Annotated in this window: 20 protein-coding genes and 1 riboswitch; of the genes, 6 read left to right on the forward strand and 14 right to left on the reverse strand. The window is 73.9% G+C overall.

Features of this window, described 5'->3' with window-relative positions; translation table 11 throughout:
* Window positions 1-343: 343 nt before the first annotated feature.
* Complete coding sequence (glyA, locus tag ACIRQF_RS20185) at window positions 344-1675, reverse strand: serine hydroxymethyltransferase (RefSeq protein ID WP_404093769.1); 1332 nt, start codon at window positions 1673-1675, stop codon at window positions 344-346.
* Between the two features lie 68 nt (window positions 1676-1743).
* A riboswitch (ZMP/ZTP riboswitch) is annotated at window positions 1744-1834 on the reverse strand.
* Between the two features lie 108 nt (window positions 1835-1942).
* On the opposite strand from glyA, the gene rocD reads away from it, so the two are divergent.
* Window positions 1943-3148 carry an ornithine--oxo-acid transaminase gene (rocD, locus tag ACIRQF_RS20190; protein WP_376635588.1) on the forward strand — a complete coding sequence of 402 codons (1206 nt, stop codon included), beginning with the start codon at window positions 1943-1945 and terminating at the stop codon, window positions 3146-3148.
* 375 nt (window positions 3149-3523) lie between these two features.
* On the opposite strand, the gene ACIRQF_RS20195 is transcribed toward rocD, so the two are convergent.
* Together ACIRQF_RS20195 and ACIRQF_RS20200 are read right to left on the reverse strand one after the other, a co-directional pair.
* The gene (locus ACIRQF_RS20195) at window positions 3524-4717 is read right to left on the reverse strand and encodes a glutathionylspermidine synthase family protein (protein ID WP_376635587.1); all 1194 of its coding nucleotides are present in this window, start codon (window positions 4715-4717) and stop codon (window positions 3524-3526) included.
* A gap of 6 nt (window positions 4718-4723) precedes the next feature.
* On the reverse strand, window positions 4724-5017 hold the full coding sequence (locus ACIRQF_RS20200; RefSeq protein WP_404093772.1) for a hypothetical protein: 294 nt from the start codon (window positions 5015-5017) through the stop codon (window positions 4724-4726).
* Between the two features lie 122 nt (window positions 5018-5139).
* On the opposite strand from ACIRQF_RS20200, the gene ACIRQF_RS20205 reads away from it, so the two are divergent.
* On the forward strand, window positions 5140-5970 hold the full coding sequence (locus ACIRQF_RS20205) for a hypothetical protein (RefSeq protein ID WP_403520291.1): 831 nt from the start codon (window positions 5140-5142) through the stop codon (window positions 5968-5970).
* A gap of 114 nt (window positions 5971-6084) precedes the next feature.
* Here the strand turns inward: ACIRQF_RS20205 and ACIRQF_RS20210 are convergent, their stop codons facing one another.
* Window positions 6085-7494, reverse strand: a complete 1410-nt coding sequence (locus tag ACIRQF_RS20210) for a PLP-dependent aminotransferase family protein (protein ID WP_404093775.1) — start codon at window positions 7492-7494, stop codon at window positions 6085-6087.
* 47 nt (window positions 7495-7541) lie between these two features.
* On the opposite strand from ACIRQF_RS20210, the gene ACIRQF_RS20215 reads away from it, so the two are divergent.
* Window positions 7542-8051 carry a carboxymuconolactone decarboxylase family protein gene (locus ACIRQF_RS20215; protein WP_376635581.1) on the forward strand — a complete coding sequence of 170 codons (510 nt, stop codon included), beginning with the start codon at window positions 7542-7544 and terminating at the stop codon, window positions 8049-8051.
* On the forward strand, window positions 8048-8785 hold the full coding sequence (locus ACIRQF_RS20220; RefSeq protein WP_404093777.1) for an isocitrate lyase/phosphoenolpyruvate mutase family protein: 738 nt from the start codon (window positions 8048-8050) through the stop codon (window positions 8783-8785). Before ACIRQF_RS20215 ends, ACIRQF_RS20220 begins: the two co-directional genes overlap by 4 nt.
* A 49-nt stretch (window positions 8786-8834) precedes the next feature.
* Here ACIRQF_RS20220 and ACIRQF_RS20225 read toward each other — a convergent pair whose 3' ends face one another.
* From ACIRQF_RS20225 to ACIRQF_RS20250, 6 genes are all read right to left on the reverse strand, one after another.
* Window positions 8835-9551 (reverse strand): hypothetical protein, encoded by a 717-nt coding sequence (locus ACIRQF_RS20225; RefSeq protein WP_404093780.1) that lies wholly within the window; start codon window positions 9549-9551, stop codon window positions 8835-8837.
* Between the two features lie 259 nt (window positions 9552-9810).
* Entirely contained in the window at window positions 9811-10197 is a 387-nt protein-coding gene (locus ACIRQF_RS20230; protein ID WP_376635575.1) for a hypothetical protein, read from the reverse strand.
* Window positions 10190-11965: a hypothetical protein gene (locus ACIRQF_RS20235; RefSeq protein WP_404093783.1), complete on the reverse strand. Its 1776-nt coding sequence runs from the start codon at window positions 11963-11965 to the stop codon at window positions 10190-10192. The genes ACIRQF_RS20230 and ACIRQF_RS20235 overlap by 8 nt, the downstream gene beginning before the upstream one ends.
* 166 nt (window positions 11966-12131) lie before the next feature.
* Window positions 12132-13121: a malate dehydrogenase gene (locus ACIRQF_RS20240; protein WP_376635571.1), complete on the reverse strand. Its 990-nt coding sequence runs from the start codon at window positions 13119-13121 to the stop codon at window positions 12132-12134.
* Between the two features lie 337 nt (window positions 13122-13458).
* On the reverse strand, window positions 13459-13974 hold the full coding sequence (locus ACIRQF_RS20245; RefSeq protein ID WP_376635569.1) for a DUF3017 domain-containing protein: 516 nt from the start codon (window positions 13972-13974) through the stop codon (window positions 13459-13461).
* 2 nt (window positions 13975-13976) lie between these two features.
* A complete protein-coding gene (locus ACIRQF_RS20250; protein WP_404093787.1) occupies window positions 13977-14837 on the reverse strand; it encodes a bifunctional methylenetetrahydrofolate dehydrogenase/methenyltetrahydrofolate cyclohydrolase in 861 nt (286 codons plus the stop codon).
* 236 nt (window positions 14838-15073) lie between these two features.
* Between ACIRQF_RS20250 and ACIRQF_RS20255 the strand changes: the two genes are divergently transcribed.
* Complete coding sequence (locus ACIRQF_RS20255; protein WP_376635565.1) at window positions 15074-15676, forward strand: hypothetical protein; 603 nt, start codon at window positions 15074-15076, stop codon at window positions 15674-15676.
* An 84-nt stretch (window positions 15677-15760) separates the two neighbouring features.
* Here the strand turns inward: ACIRQF_RS20255 and ACIRQF_RS20260 are convergent, their stop codons facing one another.
* From ACIRQF_RS20260 to purN, 3 genes are all read right to left on the reverse strand, one after another.
* Complete coding sequence (locus tag ACIRQF_RS20260) at window positions 15761-17215, reverse strand: DUF2079 domain-containing protein (protein ID WP_404093790.1); 1455 nt, start codon at window positions 17213-17215, stop codon at window positions 15761-15763.
* Window positions 17216-17352: 137 nt separating this feature from the next.
* Window positions 17353-18930, reverse strand: a complete 1578-nt coding sequence (gene purH / locus ACIRQF_RS20265) for a bifunctional phosphoribosylaminoimidazolecarboxamide formyltransferase/IMP cyclohydrolase (RefSeq protein WP_404093792.1) — start codon at window positions 18928-18930, stop codon at window positions 17353-17355.
* Window positions 18905-19534 carry a phosphoribosylglycinamide formyltransferase gene (gene purN, locus ACIRQF_RS20270; RefSeq protein WP_376635560.1) on the reverse strand — a complete coding sequence of 210 codons (630 nt, stop codon included), beginning with the start codon at window positions 19532-19534 and terminating at the stop codon, window positions 18905-18907. The genes purH and purN overlap by 26 nt, the downstream gene beginning before the upstream one ends.
* Before the next feature lie 228 nt (window positions 19535-19762).
* On the opposite strand from purN, the gene ACIRQF_RS20275 reads away from it, so the two are divergent.
* A complete protein-coding gene (locus tag ACIRQF_RS20275; protein WP_404093795.1) occupies window positions 19763-20452 on the forward strand; it encodes a hypothetical protein in 690 nt (229 codons plus the stop codon).
* 4 nt (window positions 20453-20456) lie between these two features.
* Here ACIRQF_RS20275 and ACIRQF_RS20280 read toward each other — a convergent pair whose 3' ends face one another.
* Window positions 20457-22022 carry a DUF6350 family protein gene (locus ACIRQF_RS20280; RefSeq protein ID WP_404093797.1) on the reverse strand — a complete coding sequence of 522 codons (1566 nt, stop codon included), beginning with the start codon at window positions 22020-22022 and terminating at the stop codon, window positions 20457-20459.
* Window positions 22023-22118: the final 96 nt, after the last annotated feature.

The raw sequence follows: 22118 nt of genomic DNA on the forward strand, positions 1-22118 counted from the left end.
CCGGGGCCGGCCCGTGGGCGGGGACTCGGTCGGGAGGCCAGGTCCCGGCCCGCGGGCGGGAACCCGGTCCGCAGACCGGGACCGGCCCGTGAGCGGGAACCCGGCCCGCAGACCGGGGCCGGCCCGTGAGCGGGAACCCGGTCCGGAGACCGGGACCGGCCCGTGAGCGGGAACCCGGTCCGGAGACCGGGACCGGCCCGTGAGCGGGAACCCGGTCCGGAGACCGGGGCCCGTGGGCCGGGGCCCCTGGGTCGGGAGCCCGGCGGAACCGGGGATCCGGCCGGACGCCCCGGCCCGGGCCCGGGGCTCTCCGGGACGGGGTGTCCGGTGGCTCCGGAGGGTGTCAGACCGGCAGGCCCGGGGCCGGGAAGGCGTTCATGAGGTCGGCGACCTCGGCGCGGATCACGGTGAGGGCGTCCTCGTCGCCCTTGCCGGCGGCGGCGACGGCGCGGTCGATCCAGTCGGCGATCTGCGGCATGTGGGAGACGCCGAGGCCACGGGAGGTGAGGGAAGGGGTGCCGATGCGGACGCCGGAGGGGTCGAAGGGCTTCCTGGGGTCGTAGGGGACGGTGTTGTAGTTGACGACGATCCCGGCCCGGTCGAGGGCCTTGGCGGCGACCTTGCCGGGGACCTCCTTGGAGGTGAGGTCCATCAGGATCAGGTGGTTGTCGGTGCCGCCGGAGACCAGGTCGAAGCCGCGGGCGAGCAGCGCCTCGGCGAGGGCCCGGGCGTTGGCGACGACCGCGTGGGCGTACGCGCGGAAGGAGGGCCGGGCCGCCTCGCGCAGGGCGACGGCGATGGCGGCGGTGGTCTGGTTGTGCGGGCCGCCCTGGAGGCCGGGGAAGACGGCCTTGTCGAGGGCCTTGGCGTGCTCCTCGCGGGACATCAGCATGGCGCCGCGCGGGCCGCGCAGCGTCTTGTGGGTGGTCGTCGAGATCACGTCGACGTGCGGCACCGGGGACGGGTGGGCGCCGCCCGCGATGAGGCCGGCGATGTGGGCGACGTCGGCGACGAGCACGGCGCCGGTCTCGCGGGCGATCTCGCCGAAGGCCGCGAAGTCGATGGTGCGGGGCAGCGCGGTGCCGCCGCAGAAGATCACCTTCGGGCGCTCGGCGAGGGCGAGCTCGCGGACCTGGTCGAAGTCGACGAGCCCGCTGTCCTGGCGCACGCCGTACTGGACGCCGCGGAACCAGGAGCCGGTGGCGGAGACGCCCCAGCCGTGGGTGAGGTGGCCGCCCATGGGCAGGGCCATGCCCATCACGGTGTCGCCGGGCCGGGCGAAGGCGAGGTAGACGGCGAGGTTGGCCGGGGAGCCGGAGTAGGGCTGCACATTGGCGTGGTCGACGCCGAAGAGCGCCTTGGCGCGCTCGACGGCGAGGGTCTCGACCTGGTCGATGTTCTGCTGGCCCTCGTAGTAGCGGCGGCCGGGGTAGCCCTCGCTGTACTTGTTTTGCAGCACGGTGCCGGAGGCTTCGAGGACGGCGGCGGAGACGTAGTTCTCGCTGGGGATGAGCCGCAGGGTCTCGGCCTGGAGCCGCTCCTCGGCGCCGACGAGCGCGGCGAGCTCGGGATCGGTGGCCGAAAGGGCGGGGTGGTGGGCGGGAAGTCCCGCGGAGGGGAGGGGAGCGTCCGCGTGGTGGGCGGGAAGTTCGGCGTACCGGCCGGGAAGGGTCATGGCGTTCCTCAGGGCAGGGGCCCCGGTGCGGCTGCCCTGCGGCACCACACGGGACCTGTTCGGTCGTCCCGTGATGCCCAGGCGGGCGGCACCTCGTGTGGTCTGCCGCGCACGGCTCCCCCGGGGTTCGTTCCCCGTTCGCCAGTCGCCGCGCGTGTTTCCAGACTAGCGGGCGCGCCGACACGCAGGTTTCCCCGTCCGGCATCCGAGCGACGATAAGAAAAGGGAGCCACACCCGCCCCAGGCCGCAGGACGAACGGAGATCCCGTGTCGAGAACGCAAGACGAGATCGCTTCCGCGGACGCGCACAGCGCCCACAACTACCACCCCCTCCCCGTGGTCGTCGCCTCTGCCGAGGGAGCGTGGATGACCGATGTCGAGGGGCGCCGCTTCCTCGACATGCTCGCCGGCTACTCGGCGCTCAATTTCGGCCATGGCAACCGGCGTCTGCTCGATGCCGCCCGGGCGCAGCTGGAGCGGGTGACGCTGACGTCGCGCGCCTTCCACCACGACCGCTTCGGGGAGTTCTGCGCGCGCCTGGCCGAGCTGTGCGGCAAGGAGATGGTGCTGCCGATGAACACCGGCGCGGAGGCGGTGGAGACGGCGGTGAAGACCGCCCGCAAGTGGGGGTACGAGGTGAAGGGCGTGCCGGACGGGCACGCGAAGATCGTCGTCGCGGCCAACAACTTCCACGGCCGCACCACGACGATCGTCAGCTTCTCCACGGACCACGAGGCCCGCGACCACTACGGCCCCTACACGCCGGGCTTCGAGATCGTGCCGTACGGCGACCTGACCGCGCTGGAGACGGCGGTCACCGAGAACACGGTGGCGGTGCTCCTCGAACCGATCCAGGGCGAGGCCGGGGTCCTGGTCCCGCCGCCCGGGTACCTGCGCGGGGTGCGGGAGCTGACGGCCCGGCGGAACGTGCTCTTCATGGCGGACGAGATCCAGTCGGGCCTGGGGCGTACGGGCCGGACCTTCGCGTGCGAGCACGAGGGCGTGGTGCCGGACGTCTACATCCTGGGCAAGGCGCTCGGCGGCGGCGTGGTGCCGGTGTCGGCGGTGGTCGCGGACCGGGACGTCCTCGGCGTGTTCCGCCCGGGAGAGCACGGCTCGACCTTCGGCGGCAACCCGCTGGCCTGCGCGGTGGGGCTGGAGGTCGTCGCGATGCTGCGGACCGGTGAGTACCAGCAGCGGGCGGCCGAGCTCGGCGAGCACCTGCACGCGGAACTGGGCCTGCTCGTGGGCGGCGGCGCGGTGGAGGCGGTCCGGGGGCGCGGTCTGTGGGCGGGTGTGGACATCGTCCCGGAGAAGGGCACGGGACGGCAGATCTCGGAGAAGCTGATGGAACGCGGCGTCCTGGTGAAGGACACCCACGGCTCGACGATCCGGATCGCCCCGCCGCTGGTCATCGGCAAGGAGGACCTGGACTGGGGGCTCGAGCAGCTGCGTGCTGTGCTCTCGGACTAGGACACGGCCCGGGTCCGCGGCGACCCCGTACCGCCGCCTCCGCTCGCGCCGCAGGCCCCGGCGCCGCCGAGGTGCGAGACCCGGCCCACCCCTCCGGCACCGCCGAGGTGCGAGACCCGGCCCGCCCCTTCCGGAGCGGCGACGCTCCGGAAGGGTGGGTCACGGCGGAAGCCCCGCGCCGTTGCGGGCTGCTCCGGCCGTGGTCCCGCAGCGGGGCTACGCCCGGAGCGGCCCGGCGACCGCACCCGGCCGGAGCCGCGCCCGCTCGACCGTGCCACCCGCCGGCCCCGCCCGCCCCGCCGGCCCCGCCCGCCCCGCCTGCCGCGACCGGCGGGGGGCCGGCGGGGGCCGAAACGCCGTGCCCCTTCGTCGCCCTCAGAGGATGACGTGCGGGATGAAGCGGGCGTACTCGTCCGTGATCGGGCCCGACGACTCCCTGATCCCGAGTCCCGCCGCCTCGTCCCCGACGGTCCACGCGCCGAGCACCACCCGGTTGCCGTCGAAGTCGGGCAGCGGGGCCGACTCCTGGTAGCAGCAGGGCTCGTCGACGCGCGACACCGGGGCAGCGCCCGGCTCGTGGATCGTGACGCCCGCGCCCTCGCGCCCGAGCAGCGGCTTGGAGACGTAGCCGGGGCCGCCGGCGGCGGCGAGCTCGCGCGGGCCGTCGAGGTAGGCGGGCAGCAGGTTGGGGTGTCCGGGGTGCAGCTCCCAGAGGATCGCGAGGAGTGCCTTGTTGGAGAGCAGCATCTTCCAGGCCGGCTCGATCCAGCAGGTGGTGCCCGTGCCGCCGCCGTTGTCGAGGGTGTCGAGGACGTGCGGCCCGAAGCGGTCCGTGGTGAGCCACTCCCACGGGTAGAGCTTGAAGCAGGCGCGGATGAAGCGGAGCCGGTCGTCGACGAAACGCCCGGCGATCCGGTCCCAGCCGATCCGCTCCACCGACAGCGCCTCCGTGGCGAGACCGGCCTGCTGGGCGGTCTCGCGCAGATACGCGACGGTCATCAGGTCCTCGCCGAGCTCGTCGCCGTCGGAGTGGACGAAGTGGACCGGGCTGCCGGGCGGCAGCAGGTGCGCCTGGCGCTTCCAGGCGTCGACGAGCCGCTCGTGCAGGGAGTTCCACTGGTCGGCGCCGGGGAAACGCTCTTCCATCCAGAACCACTGCGGGCTCGCGGCCTCCACGAGGGAGGTGGGCGTGTCGGCGTTGTACTCCAGCATCTTGGCCGGGCCCGTGCCGTCGTACCGGAGGTCGAACCGCCCGTAGAGGGTGGGTAGTTCGGCTCTGCGGCGCCACGCCTCCGCGACCCGCGACCGGACCCGGGGGTCGGTGATCCCGAGCTCCGCGAACCGGTCCTTCTCCACGATGTGCGCGGCGGCCGCGAGGCACATGGCGTGCAGCTCCTCGACGACCTCCTCCAGGGCCTCGACCTCGGGGAGGGTGAAGGAGTAGTACGCGCTCTCGTCCCAGTAGGGGCGCAGCGAGTCGTCGGGGTAGCGGGTCAGCGGATAGATCAGCCCCTGCTCCTCGACCGTCTGCTGCCAGCCGGGGCGGGGCTCGATGGTGTGGCGCCGCACGGGGGATCAGCCGCCGGAGGAGGAGTGGTGGCCGCCGAAGCCACCGCTGTCGACGGCGGACCTGTCGAAGCTGCCGCCACTGACCTTGCCGCTGCTGGAGGAGCCGCCGTAGTAGTAGCGACCGCCGTGGGAGCTGCTGCCGTCGCCGTCACCCCCGGACTCGCACTGGTAGTCCGGGAGTTCCTTGTACGTCACGGGGTCGATGCACCGGCGGTCGGGCTCGGAGCCGCACGCGGTCAGGGTCGCCGCGAGCATGCTCACGCCGCCGAGTATCACCGTGCCGGACCTCAGTCTGCGCATCGCCTTTCCTCCCCTGTCCGCCCCGGCGTCTGCCCGCGCCTGGTTGCGACCGCACAGTGTAGGCCCGGTCTGGCCACGTGGCCGATCCCCGTCGCACTAGAGTCCCTTTCGTGCTCCTTGGGATGATGTGCGCACTGGGTTCCGCGCTCTGTTTCGGCGCCGCGTCGGTGCTCCAGGCGATGGGTGCCCGGGCTGCCGAGCCCGGCTCCGGCGGCGGGGTCGACGTCACGCTGATGTGGCGGGCGCTGCGGCAGTGGCGGTACGTGGCCGGGCTCGGCCTGGACGGGTTCGGTTTCGTGCTGCAGATCGTCGCGCTGCGGACGCTGCCGATCTACGCGGTCGGGGCGGCGCTCGCGGCGAGTCTCGCGGTGACGGCGGTGATCGCCTCGCGGGTCCTCAGGGTGCGGCTGCGCCGCGTCGAGTGGGCGGCCGTCGGCCTGGTCTGCCTGGGGCTCGCCATGCTCGCGCTCGCCTCCGGCAAGGAGGGCCACGAGGACGTCGGGGAGGGCCTGGGGTGGGGGCTGCTCGTGGCGGCGTTCGCCGTCCTGCTGGTCGGCGCGGCGGCGGGGCGCCTGCCGGAACGGCCCCGGGCGCTGACGCTCGGTCTGGCGGGCGGCGTGGGCTTCGGGGTGGTGGAGGTCGCGGTCCGGCTGATCGACTCGGTGGACTTCACCAACCCCGCGCTCTACGCCCTCCTGGTCGGCGGCGGCGCCGCGTTCCTCCTCTACACCTCCGCCCTCCACAGCGGCGCGGTCACCACGGCGACGGCCGGACTCGTCCTGGGCGAGACGATCGGCCCGGCGATCGTCGGCGTCGCGTGGCTGGGCGACCGCACCCGCGAGGGCCTCTCCTGGCTGGCCTTCCTGGGCTTCGCGATCGCCGTCGCGGGCTCGCTGACGCTGGCGCGGTTCGGCGAGGCGCCGTCGACCACGGACGTGGCGCCCGCCGAGTGACGGGAACCGACGCGGACCGAAGGCCCCGTGGGCCGCGTCCCCTCGCGTCAGCCGGGCTCGCGGTGTCCGGCCCCTGATCCGGAGTGGTCCGAAGGACACGACCTACGACACGACCTACGGGAGGACCCGGCACAGCGCCTCCAGGACGCCCGACCAGGCGCTGTCCGGTGGGGTCGCGTAGCCGACGACCAGGGCGTCCCTCGTCGGCGGGGTGGCGGGGTGGCGGAAGTCGTCCAGCCCGGTGAGGGCCAGGCCCTGGAAGGCGGCGGAGCGGACGACCGCGGCCTCGGTGCCCGCAGGGAGTTCGAGGACGGCGTGCAGCCCGGCCGCGATGCCGCTGACCCGCGTCTCCGGGGAACGCGCGGCGACGGCCGCCACCAGCTGGTCGCGGCGGCGCCGGTAGCGCAGGCGCATGGCACGCACGTGCCGGTCGTACGCGCCCGAGCGGAGGAACTCCGCGAAGGTCAGCTGGTCCGTCACGCTCGACACCCAGTCCACCGCCCCCTTCGCCGCCGCCACCTCGTCCACGAGGTGCTCCGGGAGGACCATCCAGGCCAGCCGGAGCCCCGGCGCGAGGGACTTGCTGGCGGTGCCGAGGTAGACGACCCGCTCCGGGTCGAGCCCCTGGAGCGCGCCGACCGGCTGCCGGTCGTAGCGGAACTCCCCGTCGTAGTCGTCCTCCAGGATCAGTCCCCCGGCGGCCCGCGCCCAGTCGACGGCCGCCGCCCGCCGGTCGGGATGGAGCGCGCCGCCCATGGGGAACTGGTGGGCGGGCGTCATCAGGACCGCTCCGACCCCGTTCCCCAGGGTGCCCAACTCCTCCGTCCGCGTGCCGCGTTCGTCGAAGGGCAGGGCCGGGATCCGCAGGCCCGCCCGTTCGAGCAGCTCCCAGTGGATGTCGAGGCCGTAGGAGTCGACCGCCACCTCGCGCACCCCGCGGGCCCGCAGCACCTGGCCCATGAGCATCAGGCCGTGCACGAACCCGGAGCAGATCATGATGCGTTCGGGCCGCGCGTACACGCCCCGCGCCCGCGCCAGGTACTCGGCGAGGGCGGTGCGCAGTTCGATCCGCCCGCGGGGATCGCCGTATCCGAAGGCCTCGTGCGGGGCGGCCGTCAGCGCCTTGCGGGCCGCCTTGAGCCAGTCGGCGCGCGGGAAGGAGGCGAGGTCGGGGGTGCCGGGCCGCAGGTTGTACGTCGGCCTGCCGGCCGCGGCCGGTGCGCCGGCCGGCCGGCTCGGCGGCGTACGGCGGCGCGGCGCCGACCGCGGGGCCACCCGCGTCCCCGAGCCCTGCCGCGCGGTGAGCCACCCCTCGGCGACCAGCTCCGCGTAGGCGTCGGCGACCGTGTTGCGGGCCACGCCCAGGTCGGCGGCGAGCGAGCGGGACGACGGCAGCCGGGTCCCCGCCGTGAGCCGGCCGCTGCGGACCGCCTCCCGCAGCGCGTCCATCAGGCCGGTCCGCAGTCCCTTGCCGGAGAGCTCCAGGTGCAGGTCGGCACCGAAAGTGGCCCACTCATTCGCCATGGGAATGGACCATACCCGGGTGCCATCCGGCCCGTACGGTGATCGACATGACGATCACCGACACCGCCTCCCCCGCCGCGTACGCCGAGGAGCACGCGCCCCGGCTCGCCTTCGCCGAGAAGCACCCCGAGTTCTACAAGGCCATGATCGGGCTGGAGATCGCCGCGTCGAAGCACGTCGACCCCACCCTCTACGAGCTGATCAAGATCCGCGCCTCGCAGATCAACAACTGCGGCTTCTGCCTCGACATGCACACCAAGGACGCGCTCGCGGCCGGCGAGACCGTGCAGCGGATCGTCCAGCTGTCGGCCTGGCGCGAGTCGCGGCACTTCTACACCGAGCGCGAGCTGGCCGCCCTCGGTCTGACGGAGGCCGTCACCGTCCTCACCGACGGGTTCGTGCCCGACGCGGTGTACGCGGAGGCCGCCGCGCACTTCGACGAGGCGGAGCTCGCCCACGTCATCGGAGCGATCACGGTCATCAACGCCTGGAACCGGATCGGTGTCACCTGCCGCTTCACGCCGGGCCACTACACCCCGGGGATGCACAAGCGGTGAGTGGCGACCCGAGCACGGCCGAGCGGCTGCGCGCCCTGCACGACACGCGGCCCGGCGCCCGTCCCCTCGTGCTGCCCGGCCCGTGGGACGCCGCCACCGCGCGCGTCTTCGAGGAGGCCGGGTTCCCGGCGCTCGCCACGCCCAGCGCGGGCATCGCCGCCGCCCTCGGCCACGCGGACGGGCACACCCCGGCCGACGAGATGTTCGCGGCGGTCGCCCGGATCGTCCGCGCCGTCTCCGTACCGGTCACCGCCGATCTGGAGGACGGCTACGGGCTGCCGGCGAAGGAGCTGGTCGCGCGGGTCCTGGAGACGGGCGCGGCCGGCCTCAATCTGGAGGACTCCGCACGCGGCACCCGCCGTCTGCGCGACCCGCGCGAGCACGCCGAACGCATCGCCGCGGTACGGGAGGAAGCGGGGCGCGCGCTGTTCGTCAACGCACGCGTGGACACCTACCTCCACGGCGGGACGGCCGAGGAGGCCGCCGAGCGGGCCCGTCTGTACGTGGCGGCGGGCGCCGACTGCGTCTTCCCGATCCTCGCGCCCGCCGCGGAACTCCCCCGGCTCCGCGCGGCGGGCGTCGAGGGCCCGCTCAACTTCCTGGCCCGGCCGGGCGATCCCCCGCACGCCGAGCTCGGCCGGCTCGGCGCGACCCGGATCACCTTCGGGCACGGGCTGCACGCCCGCACCCTGGACGCCGTCGCCGAACTGGCCCGCCGGCTGCTCGCGGGCTGACCGTTCACTAGCGGGCCGGTCACGGGCGGGCCGGTCACGAGCGGGCCGGTCACGGCTCGAAGAACTCCAGGGCGGTGTCCAGCGTCTTCCGCTGCTCGGGCCAGGCGCTTTCGGGCCCGGCGGCGAGCACCGCGTACTGCTTCCCGTCGCCTGCGACGAAAGCCCGGTCGACGACCTTCCGGCGCCCCTCGGTGCGGTCGTACGAGTAGACCAGCTCGACGGATTCGTCGCCCGGCCCGGTACGCGCGAGGCTGATCTCGCGGTAGCCGGGGTTCTTCGCGGCGAGGTCCCGCGAGGTCTGCCGCAGCGCCTCGTACGGGGTGATCTCCGGCTCGTCGAGGCGGTAGACCTGCACCAGGCCGAGGCCGTCGGGCGCGTTGTAGAAGACGCTCGAACCGGAGGCGGTGCGGTTCCATCCCTCGGGTACGGCGAGGGTGAAGCCGCTCTCCTCGACGAGCCGGAAGCCGGCGGGCGGGACACCGTCCGACGGCGAGGGGGAGTCCGACGGCGTCCCGGTAGGCGCCCCGTCGGCGTCGGTGGCCGAACCCGACGTCGCCGACACGCCGGGCGCGGCCGTCGTGCCCCGCCCCTTGCCGTCGTCGGTCCCGCCCCGCCCCCACAGGAACCAGCCGCCGACGGACCCGGCGGCCAGCACGGCCACGACGACCCCGGCGATCACGGCGTTCCGCGCGCCCGGCCGCCCACCCGCGGGCGCCCCGGGCGCCGCCTGCGGAGGCATCGGCGGCACCGGCGGCACGTACGGCATGGGCACGACGGGCGCCGGCACCGGCCCGCCGCCGGGGGAGGGGACGCCGCCGGGCGCCTCTCCGCCACCGGGAACGGGCCCCGGCACCGGCCCGGGGACCGGCGCCGGCCCGGGGGCCGTTCCCGGAGCCGGTACGGAGCCGGGCCCTGCGCCTGCCCCGGCGCCTGCCGGCCCGCCCGGGCCGGGTGCCACCGGCCCCGTCTCCCAGCTCTGCGACTCGTCGTTCCACCACGCCCCGCCGCCCCCGTCACGGCTCATCTCATCCTCCGAGCAGCGCGCCGACGGCCTGGCCGACGGCGGCGGCCGAGGCGAAGAGGCCGGTGACGGCGCCCGCGTCGGCCAGGGCCTGCCGCAGGCGGGCGAGGCGGCCGGGGCCGGCCGCGCCGGTGCCCTCGATCTCGTCCTCCGCGTCGGACAGTTCGGCGTCGAGCGCGGTCGTCTGCTCGGAGGCGACGAGGCGCGTGAGGTCGGCGCGGAGCTCGCGGACGGCCAGGAGGAGCTCCTCCTGGCGCGGGTCGCGGGCGGGCTCGGAGCCCTGCACCGTGTACGACACCTGGTTGTTGTCGCCGATGGTGACGTTGCCGCCGGCGTTGCTGACGTGGATGCCGCCGGCCGCGGCGTCGGCGGGGTTCGGGCGCTCAGCCACGGTCGCCTCCGGTCCTGGTCGTGGTGAAGGTCTTGCTGGTGACGGTGTTGTGCTCGCCGATGGTGACGTTTCCCTTGGTGCCCTCGATGAACGTCCCTCCCTCGGCGACGTGCACGATCTTCTGCTCGAACTCGGCGGTCTGGTAACCGGCCTGACGCAGCGCCAAGGTCACGCCGTTGGCGACCCTGTCCTGAATGCTCTTCAGGTAGCGGCTGACGTCCATCTCCTGGAAGAGGGAGGCCTCGTCGTCGGACCCGAGCTCGCGCACGGAGTGCAGCGGGCCCTCGGGCAGGGCACGCGCGTGCCCCTCGGTGGCGACGCGCCAGGCATGACCGAGCGCGCGCCACAGCGTGACCAGGGCCTGCCCGGCGGAGCGCGGGGTGCGGCCCAGAGCCCAGACCGCCTTGCCGAAGTGGTGGTTGTGGCGATAGCGGTGGGCGATCCGGTCGGCGTACCGGAACAACTCGGCGACCGGCCGGAGCACGTGCGGGGCGACCTCCAGCATCAGCATGCCGCCCTGGGTGTGGACCCGGACGAAGACGGTCGTGACGATCTCCTCGCCCCAGCCGCCGACCCTGATCCGCAGGAAGTGGCGGCGGGCCTCGCCGCCCTCCTCGATGGTGCCGGAGCGCTGCCGCTCGAACTCCTCGGGCGTGTAAGGGGCGAACGCGCGGCTCGGCAGTCCGTCGAGGGGAAGGAAGACGACCTCGTCGATCTCGAGGTGACGCAACCGGTCCCGTACGCTCGCCTGGATCTCCGGGGAGCCGTGCAGGGAGGGCACGCGCAGCGCCTCCACCAGCGGGACGATGTGCCGCATGATCGCGCTGTTGTCGAGCTTCTCCGGGGCGCGGCCGTCCAGGTCCTTGCGGGGCCGGAGCTCGACGGAGAGGGACCAGGGCTCGTAGGGCTCTCCGGCACCGCAGAACGGATTTTCGGAGCGGTACAGCACGAGCCGTGCGTGCTGTTCGAGCCGGATCCGGTCGCGCAGGCGCCGGAAGCGGGCCCCCTGGGCCTGCTCGGCCGGGTCGCCGTGCAGATCGGCGAACCGGCTCCGGGACAGCTCACCGGTGAGCGCCCGGGCGAACTGGCCGCGCTGGGCGGCCACGGCGGCGGCGATGAGGAGCGGCACCGCGAGGGTGATCCAGACCTCCGGGAGACCGATGCCCCACAGCTGCTCGGTTCCTCCGGCGACGGCGAGGCCGACGAGCGCGCCCGAGTCGCCGGAGCCCACGACGTCGCCCAGGACGTCCCAACGGGTCTCCTCGTCGGCGAAGGCGAGGAAGAGGAGCATCACGGCGGCCTGGAGCAGGATCAGGCGGGCGTACCAGCGCAGGACGAAGGCGGGGACCGTGCGGTAGAAGGGCGCGACGGCCGCCTTGCCGCGTATCCAGCGGGCGACACCGAGCAGGAGGAAGGGCACGGCCAGCAGCAGGACCAGGCCCTTCGTGAGGGCGAAGGACACCACCCACAGGCCCAGGATCGCGGCCGACCAGCCGAGTTCGATGCGGCGTGCGCGCAGGGCGTGCGCGAGGACGCGGGCGGCGTCGATGCCGAGGGACGGGGCGGCGACCCGCTCCTCGTGGACGTAGAGCTGGTCGATGACGGCGTCGCGGAAGGCGTCGTCGAGATAGGCGCCGGCGCAGAGCAACCGGGTGGCCTCGCTGGTGCCGGGGTTGTCGCGCTCGGCGACGGGCGGCGCGGCGGGGGGCGGCGTGGGGGGCGGAGTGGTGGGTGGGCCGGGTTGCTGAGGTAAGGACGACTGCGTCAACTACTCCCCCGAGATACCGAACTGACGTGGCCTCCCACCGAGTCGGCGGTGGCGGGGGTCAGCATAGAACGCGCGGCGCCCCCGGCCGAAGGGGCCGGGGGCGCCGTGTGCGTCCTGCGGGGCTACGCGCACTCCCGCGTGACGGGGGCCGCGTGAGCCGCGGGGCTCAGATGAGGCCGAGCTCGCGGACCGCGTCGCGCTCCTCGACGAGCTCCTGGACGGAGGCGTCGATGCGGGTGCGGGAGAACTCGTTGATCTCCAGGCCCTGGACGATCTCGTACTTGCCGTCCTTGCAGGTGACCGGGAAGGAGGAGATGAGGCCCTCGGGGACGCCGTAGGAGCCGTCCGACGGGACGCCCATGGAGGTCCAGTCGCCCTCGGCGGTGCCGTTGACCCAGGTGTGGACGTGGTCGATGGCGGCGTTGGCGGCGGAGGCGGCCGAGGACGCGCCACGGGCGTCGATGATCGCGGCGCCGCGCTTGGCGACGGTCGGGATGAAGGTGCCGGCCAGCCAGGCCTCGTCGTTCACGGCCTCGGCGGCGTTCTTGCCGGCGATCTCCGCGTGGAAGATGTCCGGGTACTGGGTCGCGGAGTGGTTGCCCCAGATGGTGAGGCGCTTGATGTCCGTGACCGAGGAGCCGGTCTTCTGGGCCAGCTGCGTCAGGGCGCGGTTGTGGTCCAGGCGGGTCATCGCGGTGAAGCGCTCGGCCGGGACGCCCTTGGCGGCCGACTGGGCGATCAGGGCGTTGGTGTTGGCCGGGTTGCCGACGACCAGGACCTTGATGTCGTCCGCGGCGTGCGCGGCGATGGCCTCGCCCTGCGGCTTGAAGATGCCGCCGTTGGCGGCGAGCAGGTCGCCGCGCTCCATGCCCGGGCCGCGCGGGCGGGCGCCGACGAGCAGGCCGATGTTGGCGCCCTCGAAGCCCTGGTTCGGGTCGTCGAAGATGTCGATGCCCTTGAGCAGCGGGAAGGCGCAGTCGTCGAGCTCCATGGCGGTGCCCTCGGCGGCCTTGACGCCCTGCGGGATCTCCAGGAGGCGGAGCTTGACCGGCACGTCCGCGCCGAGCAGGTGGCCGGAGGCGATGCGGAAGAGCAGCGCGTAGCCGATCTGGCCGGCCGCGCCGGTCACGGTGACATTCACGGGAGTGCGGGTCATGGCGATCTCCGTAAGACAGCTGGCGGTGGGGGTCCCTGCCCCTGGTGTGGGATACCCCTCTTGATCGATCGGTGTCTCGACGTGAAGAGATATCCAGCGGTCAGGCTATCCGACTCGGGACCCGCCGAATCCCCACCCCTTTGTGGGACGGCTCACTGCCACCCGGCTTCCGGACACCACGTACCGGAATGGTCACTTCCGTGCCACAAGGCTCCGGAGGAGCTTGAAGCGGTGTTGGCACGTACATGACCCTTGATCGCGGGGCGCCCGTCCTCCCACGGGGGAGAGGACGGGCGCCTGTCGTTCCACGGGTCACGTCACCCGTCGCGCTCCGCGGTCAGGTGACGGTGAGGTGGAGGACGTCCTCCAGGAACGGGATCCGCAGCCAGGGCTGCGGCTGCACCATCAGCGCGAGCAGCACGATCAGGCCGCCCATCACCCCGTACGTGACCATGTCGGTGAACCGCGAGCGGACCGCCAGCATCCCGACCGACGGCAGCATGCGCCGGAACACCGCGCCCGTCAGCAGCGCCGCGCCGACCAGCAGGGTGCCGACCCGGAACGCCTGCGGGAACAGGTCGGTGCCGACGATCAGCAGGCCGAGCCCGGTCAGTCCGAGGACGGTCAGCAGCGGCCACTGGCGTGCGGGCGCCGAGGCGTCCCCGGGCGCCGCCCGGCCACCGCCCTCGGGGCGCGCGGTCGTGGTGGTGAGCTTCGCCCGCGGGTGGCGGCGCGACGCGGCGCCGCCCGGGTCCTCCGGACCGCCGGCCGCCGGATCGACGGAGGCCCGCTCGGCGGGACCGTCGGAGGCCCGCTCGGCCGCCGCGCCGGAAGGCGTCTCGGACGAGGACACGGTCAGCGGACCCCGGCCGCGCGCTCGGCGGCCTCGACGACGTTGACCAGGAGCTGGGCGCGGGTCATCGGGCCGACCCCGCCGGGGTTCGGGGAGATCCAGCCGGCGACCTCGGCGACCCCCGGGTGCACGTCGCCGACGATCTTGCCGTCGGCGTCGCGGGAGACGCCGACGTCGAGCACGGCCGCGCCCGGCTTGACGTCCTCCGGCTTGACGAGGTGGCCGACACCGGCCGCCGCGACGATGATGTCCGCGCGTCGCAGGTGGGCCGCGAGGTCCTTGGTGCCGGTGTGGCACTGGGTCACGGTGGCGTTCTCCGAGCGGCGGGTCAGCAGCAGCGGCATCGGGCGCCCGATGGTGACCCCGCGGCCGACGACCACGACTTCGGCGCCCTTGATCTCGACGCCGTGGCGGCGCAGCAGGGTGATGACGCCGTTCGGCGTGCAGGGCAGCGGGGCGGGCTCGTTCAGGACCAGCCGGCCGAGGTTCATCGGGTGCAGACCGTCGGCGTCCTTGGCCGGGTCCATCAGCTCCAGGATGCGGTTCTCGTCGATGCCCTTGGGCAGCGGCAGCTGCACGATGTAGCCGGTGCAGGCCGGGTCCTCGTTCAGCTCCCGTACGACCGCCTCGATCTCCTCCTGCGTGGCGGTGGCGGGCAGCTCGCGCTGGATGGAGGCGATGCCGACCTGGGCGCAGTCGCGGTGCTTGCCCGCGACGTACTTCTGGCTGCCCGGGTCGTCGCCGACCAGGACGGTGCCGAGACCGGGCGTCACGCCCCACTCCTTGAGGGCCGCCACGCGGACGGTCAGATCGGACTTGATCGCGGCTGCGGTGGCCTTGCCATCGAGAATCTGGGCGCTCATACGGCCATCCTCCCGGATGACCCCCGCCTGATTCCAATTCGGAGGCGGAGATTGCACTTGCACAACCGCGCTGCGTATCGACTGGACAAGGGGTGGACGTTCTGACCACGATGATCTGCGCAGTGCCGCGGGCAGTGCCGGGGGGCAGAACCGCTCATAAGTGGTGAATCAGGTGGTGACTCTTCCTCAGCGCGGGCCGCGTCGTCCCCGCACAGAATCAACGGAGGAACCTCCCGATGAGCTTCGGCGAACCGAACAACCCCTACGGCCAGCCGCAGGGGCAGCAGCCCGGCTACGGCTATCCGCAGCAGACGCCGCAGGGCGTGCCGCCCCAGCAGGGTTACGGCTACCCGGCCGCCCCGCCGGTCGCCCCGTACCCCGGCGGCCCCGGCGGCTACCCGGGCCTGCCGGCGGACATGCCGGGCGGTGTGAAGGCGGCCCGCGTGATGCTGTGGATCCTCGGCGTCCTGCAGGTCCTCATGGGCGTCGTCATGGTCGCCGCCAGCGGCTGGGTCGCCGACCAGATCGAGGGCACCGGTGAGCTCGACACCCAGGGCCAGGACGTGAGCAACGTCCTGACCGGCACGATGGTCGTCTTCGGCATCATCGGCGTCGCCTTCGGCGTGTGGGCGATCATGACGGCCGTGAAGGTCAAGACCGGCGGCAACGGCGTCCGCGTCGGCGGCATCGTCTACGGCTCCCTGGTCACCCTCGGCAGCCTCGTCAACCTGCTCGGCGCCAACGTCTTCGCGCTGGTCAGCCTCGTGATGGGCATCCTGATCATCGTCTTCTTCGCGAAGGCGGACGGCGCGGCCTGGTTCAAGCGCCCGCGTTACTGATCGCTGCGCTCACGCGAAGGGGCCCGGTTCCGTCCTGGAACCGGGCCCCTTGGCGTCCGTACGGCGTCCCGCCCTGTCGGCGCGTCACTGCCGCCTGAGCACCACGAACTGCCCGGCCTGCGCCGACACCGCGTACCGGGCCTCCGGGTGCAGCTGTGAGGCCAGGCCCACCGGGTCGGTGACCGGCTGGGACCAGCCGGAGGCGAGGTCGAGGGCGAGGTAGTCGGGGCTCACGCCCTGCGCGCCGCCGACCCAGTAGACCGTGTGGTCACCGGTCAGGTGGGCCATGAGCGTCACGTTGGTCTCCACGCTGGTGCCCTCCGGCACCGCGGCGACCGCCCGCCGCGCGTCCAGGGTGCGGGCGTCCGTGCGGTAGGTCTCGGAGCGCAGCAGCTCGCGCAGCGGCATGTCCATGGCATGGACGATCGCGATCGCGGTGACGACGGGGACGACGACCTTCCCGTACGCCACGAGCCAGGGCCGCGGCGAGGTGCGGACGGCACGGACCGCGTCGACCAGGGCCAGGAACACCACCGGCATCAGGATCGCGTTGTAGTGCCAGAACATGCCCCAGTGGTTGGGGTCGTGGGAGAGGAAGCGCCAGGCCAGCGTCGGCAGGACGAGCAGGGTCAGCGGGGAGCGCAGGCAGAGGAAGCCGGTGACGCCGACGAGGAAGAGGACCATCTCCCACTTCTCGCCGTGCTGGAAGGCGCCGACGACGGAGTCGAGGAAGGAGACGTCCGCGCCGTCGCCGGACTTCTCGATCTTGGCCCAGTAGTCGTACTGGCCGACCCGGCTCGCGGCCGGGATGAGGACCAGCACCGTGAGCGCGAAGAAGAGCGTGCCGAAGGCGGCGAGGGCCGCGCCGAGCCGCTTCTGTCCCTTGACGAACAGGACCGCGCCGACCATGGCGACGGTCAGGCCCATGTCCTCCTTGACGAGGACCAGCGGCGCGGACCACGCGACGGCCGCGGTCCAGCGGCCCAGGAGCAGGGCCCGGCAGGTCAGCGCGAGCACCGGGACGGCGAAGGCGATCTCGTGGAAGTCGGACTTGACCGCTTCCTGGAGGCCCCAGGAGAGCCCGTAGGCCACGGTGAGACCGATCCCGGCGGCGCGGCTGCCGAGCACCTGCTGGGCGGTGCGGCCGACGACGACGGCGGAGGCCGCGAAGAGCGCGGCCTGGGCGAGGAGCAGGGCGAGCGGGGAGGACCACACCCAGTAGAGCGGCGCGAGGAGCGCGGTCACCGGGCTGAAATGGTCCCCGAGTATGAGGAAGCCGGGGCCCTTGATGTCCACGATCGGGGCGCGCAGCTCGGCGTAGGCGCGGACGGACTGCTCGAAGATGCCGAGGTCCCAGGAGGGCGTCCGGAAGCGGTCGTACTGGACCCACGAGTAGAGGAAGTACAGGGCGCCCAGGACGCTCGCCACGGCCGCGTACGGCAGCGCGGGCGCCGGTGCGGGGCCGCGGCCGCCCGGCGGGCCGTCGTGCGCCCCGGGGACGGAGTGCTCCGCCGCGGAACTGCTCTGCACATCCAACACCGCGCCCCCAGGGAACAGCCGCCGACAAAAGAGCAACCCATTAGAGCAGAGTCCACTCGACCGGCGGAATCGACGCCTCGGGCGGACCGGAGCCCGCCCGGGGCGTCGGACGGGGGCCGTGCCGGCCCCCGTCACCGTCAGTGGAAGAAGTGGCGCGTACCGGTGAAGTACATGGTCACGCCCGCCTTCTTCGCGGCCTCGACGACCAGCTCGTCGCGGACCGATCCGCCCGGCTGCACGACCGCCTTCACACCGGCGGCGGTGAGGATCTCCAGGCCGTCGGGGAAGGGGAAGAAGGCGTCCGAGGCCGCGTACGAGCCGGCGGCGCGCTCCTCGCCGGCCCGCTCGACGGCGAGCTTCGCGGAGTCGACGCGGTTGACCTGGCCCATGCCGACGCCGACCGAGGCGCCGTCCTTGGCGAGCAGGATCGCGTTGGACTTGACCGCGCGGCAGGCCTTCCAGGCGAAGGAGAGCTCGGCGAGCTCGGCCTCCGACAGGGCCTCGCCGGTGGCGAGGGTCCAGTGGGCCGGGTCGTCGCCGTCGGCCTGGAGACGGTCGGTGACCTGGAGCAGGGCGCCGCCGTCGATCGGCTTGACCTCGACCGGGTTGGCCGGGGCGCCCTCGGCGCGCAGCACGCGGATGTTCTTCTTCTTGGCGAGGATCTCGACGGCGCCGTCCTCGTAGCCGGGGGCCACGATGACCTCGGTGAAGATCTCGGCGACCTGCTCGGCCATCGCGACGGACACCGGGCGGTTGACGGCGATGACGCCGCCGAACGCGGACAGCGGGTCGCAGGCGTGCGCCTTGCGGTGGGCCTCGGCGACGTCGGCGCCGACCGCGATCCCGCACGGGTTGGCGTGCTTGATGATCGCGACGCACGGCTCGGCGTGGTCGTAAGCGGCCCGGCGCGCGGCGTCGGTGTCCGTGTAGTTGTTGTAGGACATCTCCTTGCCGTGCAGCTGCTCGGCCTCGGCGAGGCCGCCCGTGCCGTCGACGTAGAGCGCGGCGCCCTGGTGCGGGTTCTCGCCGTAGCGCAGCACGTGCTGGCGCTCGAAGGTGGCGCCCAGGAAGTCGGGGAAGCCGCCCGCGGCGGAGTCGCTGTCGGCGGCCGCGTAGTCCTCGGCGAACCAGGACGCGACGGCGACGTCGTACGCGGCGGTGTGCTGGAAGGCCCGGGCGGCGAAGCGCTTGCGCTGCTCCAGCGTGAAGCCGCCCTCCTTGACCGCCTGGAGCACCGCGGCGTAGGCACCGGGGTCGGTGACGACGGCCACGGACGGGTGGTTCTTGGCCGCGGCGCGGACCATGGACGGGCCGCCGATGTCGATCTGCTCGACGCACTCGTCCGGAGTGGCGCCGGAGGCGACGGTCTCGCGGAACGGGTAGAGGTTCACGACGACCAGGTCGAAGGGCTCGACGCCCAGCTCGGCGAGCTGCGCACGGTGCGACTCCAGGCGCAGGTCGGCGAGGATGCCGGCGTGGACGCGCGGGTGCAGCGTCTTGACGCGGCCGTCCAGGCACTCGGGGAAGCCGGTCAGCTCCTCGACCTTGGTGACCGGGACGCCGGCCGCGGCGATCTTCGCCGCGGTGGAGCCGGTGGAGACCAGCTCGACGCCGGCCTCGTGCAGACCCCGGGCCAGCTCTTCGAGCCCCGTCTTGTCGTAGACGCTGACCAGCGCGCGGCGGATGGGCTTAACGGTGTCCGTGTTCACCGACATGAACCTTTCGTCCCTCAATGCTGTAGCCGTTGCGGGCGAGGCGCCCCACGACCTCGACGAGCAGCGAGCGCTCGACTTCCTTGATGCGCTCGTGGAGCGCGGCCTCATCGTCCTCGTCCCGCACCTCGACCACGCCCTGGGCGATGATCGGGCCGGTGTCGACACCGTCGTCGACGAAGTGGACGGTGCACCCGGTGACCTTCGCGCCGTACGCGAGGGCGTCGCGGACGCCGTGGGCACCGGGAAAACTGGGGAGGAGCGCCGGGTGGGTGTTGACGACCCGGCCGCCGAAGCGGGCGAGGAACTCCTTGCCGACGATCTTCATGAAGCCGGCCGAGACGACGAGATCGGGCTCGTACGCCGCGGTGGCCTCGGTCAGGGCGCGGTCCCACTCCTCGCGGCCGGCGTGGTCCTTCACGCGGCAGACGAAGGTGGGCAGCCCGGCGTTCTCGGCCCGTTCGAGTCCGGCGATGCCCTCGCGGTCGGCGCCGACGGCGACGACCTCGACGCCGTAACCCTCGGGGTCGGCGGCGATGGCGTCCAGCAGGGCCTGAAGGTTCGTACCGGAACCGGAGACCAGGACGACGAGGCGGGCGGCAGCCACTGGGTCACTCTTTCCGTGGTGTTTGTGCGGTCGTACGAACGAATCGCGTCCCTGGATACGGGGAACCCTACGAAGGGCCCGACCGTCAGCAACGATACCGGCACTCCCGACGGCCCCCACGGGACGGGGGCGGGACCGGGCGGTAGCGTCAGGGTCCGACGACCCGCCACACCAGGGCCGCGCCACTTCACACCCGGGCACACCAGACAGAGGGAAGACGTCCAGCACATGCCGGATCGCCAGTCCACGAACGACAACAACCCGTTCGCACCGCCGCCGGAGGGACAGCCGGACCAGCCGTGGCAGCCGCGGCGTCCGGAGGGCTCGGAGGGGCAGGAGGACCCGGAGGGCGGCGGCTCCTCGGGCGGCCCCGGCTGGAGCAGCAGTCAGCCCGGACGTTCCTCCGACGGCTTCGGCCGCCGCCCCGAGCGCCCCTCGGGCGGACCGGGTGGCCAGGGCGGCCCGGAGGGCGGCCAGGGCCCGGGTCTGCGCTGGGACCCGACCGACCCGGCACAGCGTCGCGCGCGGTACGCGGTGCTCTCGGGCATGTGGGCCTTCTTCTTCGCGATCTTCGACATCCCGGAGCTCGCGCTGCTGCTCGGCGCCCTCGGCCTGTACTGGGCGATCAGCGCCCTGCGCGCCCGGACGAAGGCCCCCGCCGCCGACGGCGAGGGCCCGCAGACCCCCGCCCAGGCGGGCCAGGCGGCGACCGCGGCCCGCTCGAAGCGGACCGCCGCGATCAGCGGCCTGGTCGCGTCCGCGGTGGCGGTGATGATCGTGGCGAGCGGTTTCGCGATGCACCTCGCCTACCGGGACTTCTACGAGTGCCGGGCGGACGCCCTGACCAAGCAGAGCCAGCTGGCCTGCAACGACCTGCTGCCGAAGCCCCTGCAGGACACGTTCGGGGTGCGGGAGTAGTCCGTCAGACCGGGTCGGAGGGTGTGACGGGGGGCTCCGCGGGAAGCCCGGCGGGGGGCTCCCAGGCGGCGGGCAGGAAGCCGTAGGACTCGTCGCCGGGGTCGTCGTCGAGCGGGTCGCGGGCGTCGAGGGCGGCCGGCTCGGCGAGCGCTCCGGCGATGGGGGACGCGCCCTGCGGGTCCGCGCCCGGCGCCTGCGCGGCCTCCCCGTCCTCCGGCTCCGCACGCCCCGGAGCGGACGCGGGCACGGACAGGCGCAGGAGGCCCGAAAGGGCCGCCGCCACGGACCTGAGCCCGGGTACGGACACCGGCCCGGTCGCCCGGCCCGCCGCGTCCGGCACCCCCGCGGCGCGCTCCGCCGCCTTCCGGAGGCCGCGGCGGCCCCAGGCCCGGACGGCGAGGGCGGTCGGCACGCCGACGCCCATGGACCACAACACGGCCGCCGTGCCCGTCTGCCACCACACCGGCCCGAAGACCGCGAGCCGCCCCGAGCCGAGCGGTCCGCCCGCGGCGGCCGCGAGGACGGCGACGGCCGCGCCGCAGACCCAGGCGCCCACCAGCGCGCTCAGCGCCGTCTCCTGGCCGGACCAGGAGCGGGCCGCCCGCCCGACCCGGCGCCCGAGGGCCATGGCGGCCAGGGCGGGGATCGCGGCGGTGGCCCAATGCGGCCAGCCGCCGGGTCCGTGCCCGGGCAGCGCCGCGAGCAGCGGGAAGTCGGGCACGGCGGGGGCGCCGCCGAAGCCGAGCGGGGTGACCAGGGCGCCCGTGCCGAGGGAGAAGCCGGGGCCGAGACCGTAGGCGGTGCCCCAGACGACGGCGTTCGGCAGCAGCGCGGTCCCGAGGAGGGCGACGGACGCCCGGCCCGACCACTCCCCCGCGAGGCCGTCGAGCGATGCCTGGGCGTCACCCACGTGCCACAGCAGGGATCCTGCGGCGAGCACCGCGCCGCCGCCGAGGAGCAGCAGCAGGGCGAGTCCCCCGGCGCGCAGGGCGGTCGCGCTCTGCTCCCGGCCCGGCAGCGGCCGCCCGTGCGCCGTCCAGGCGCCCGCGCCCGCGGCGGCGAGGACGCCGGCGGGGATCCAGCTGCCGGCGGTGAGCAGGTCGGCGGGGAACGCGCCGGTCTCGCTGTAGACCACGACCGCGGCCGCGACCAGCAGGTATCCCGAGGCGACGGCGGCGACACCGGCGACGGGCGAGGGGCCGTCGCGGCCGTCGTCGGCGTCGACGGTGTCGCGGGCCGCCCGGTGCGCCAGCCACAGCGGCAGGGCGGTCAGCAGCAGCGGGGCGACACCGAGGGGGGCCGGGACGCCGGAGACGGTGTCCAGCCGGACGAGGTCGGCGCCGTGGGCGAGCAGCCAGAGGCCGGCGGCGGTGTGCAGGGCGCCGCCGGGGCCGCTGTCGGGGTAGGGCGAGGCCACCCAGGCGCCGATCACGAGGACGGCGAAGGCGCCGAGGCCGAGCCCGGCCGCCACTCCGCCGCGCACGAAGGCGGTGGCCAGGGCTGCGGAACGGCCGCCCTGGACCCGGGCGTCGGGCACCAGCGGTGGGCGCTGCTCGGTCACGTGCGTCACGGGGGCCATGCTGCCAGCGACACGCGGTTTGCCCTCGTAACAGGCGAATGGCCGTTGTGTCGCCCAAGATACGTTTATGTACTTTTCGGCCCAGAG

Source organism: Streptomyces sp. NPDC101191 (genome assembly GCF_044767915.1).
Lineage (GTDB): Bacteria > Actinomycetota > Actinomycetes > Streptomycetales > Streptomycetaceae > Streptomyces.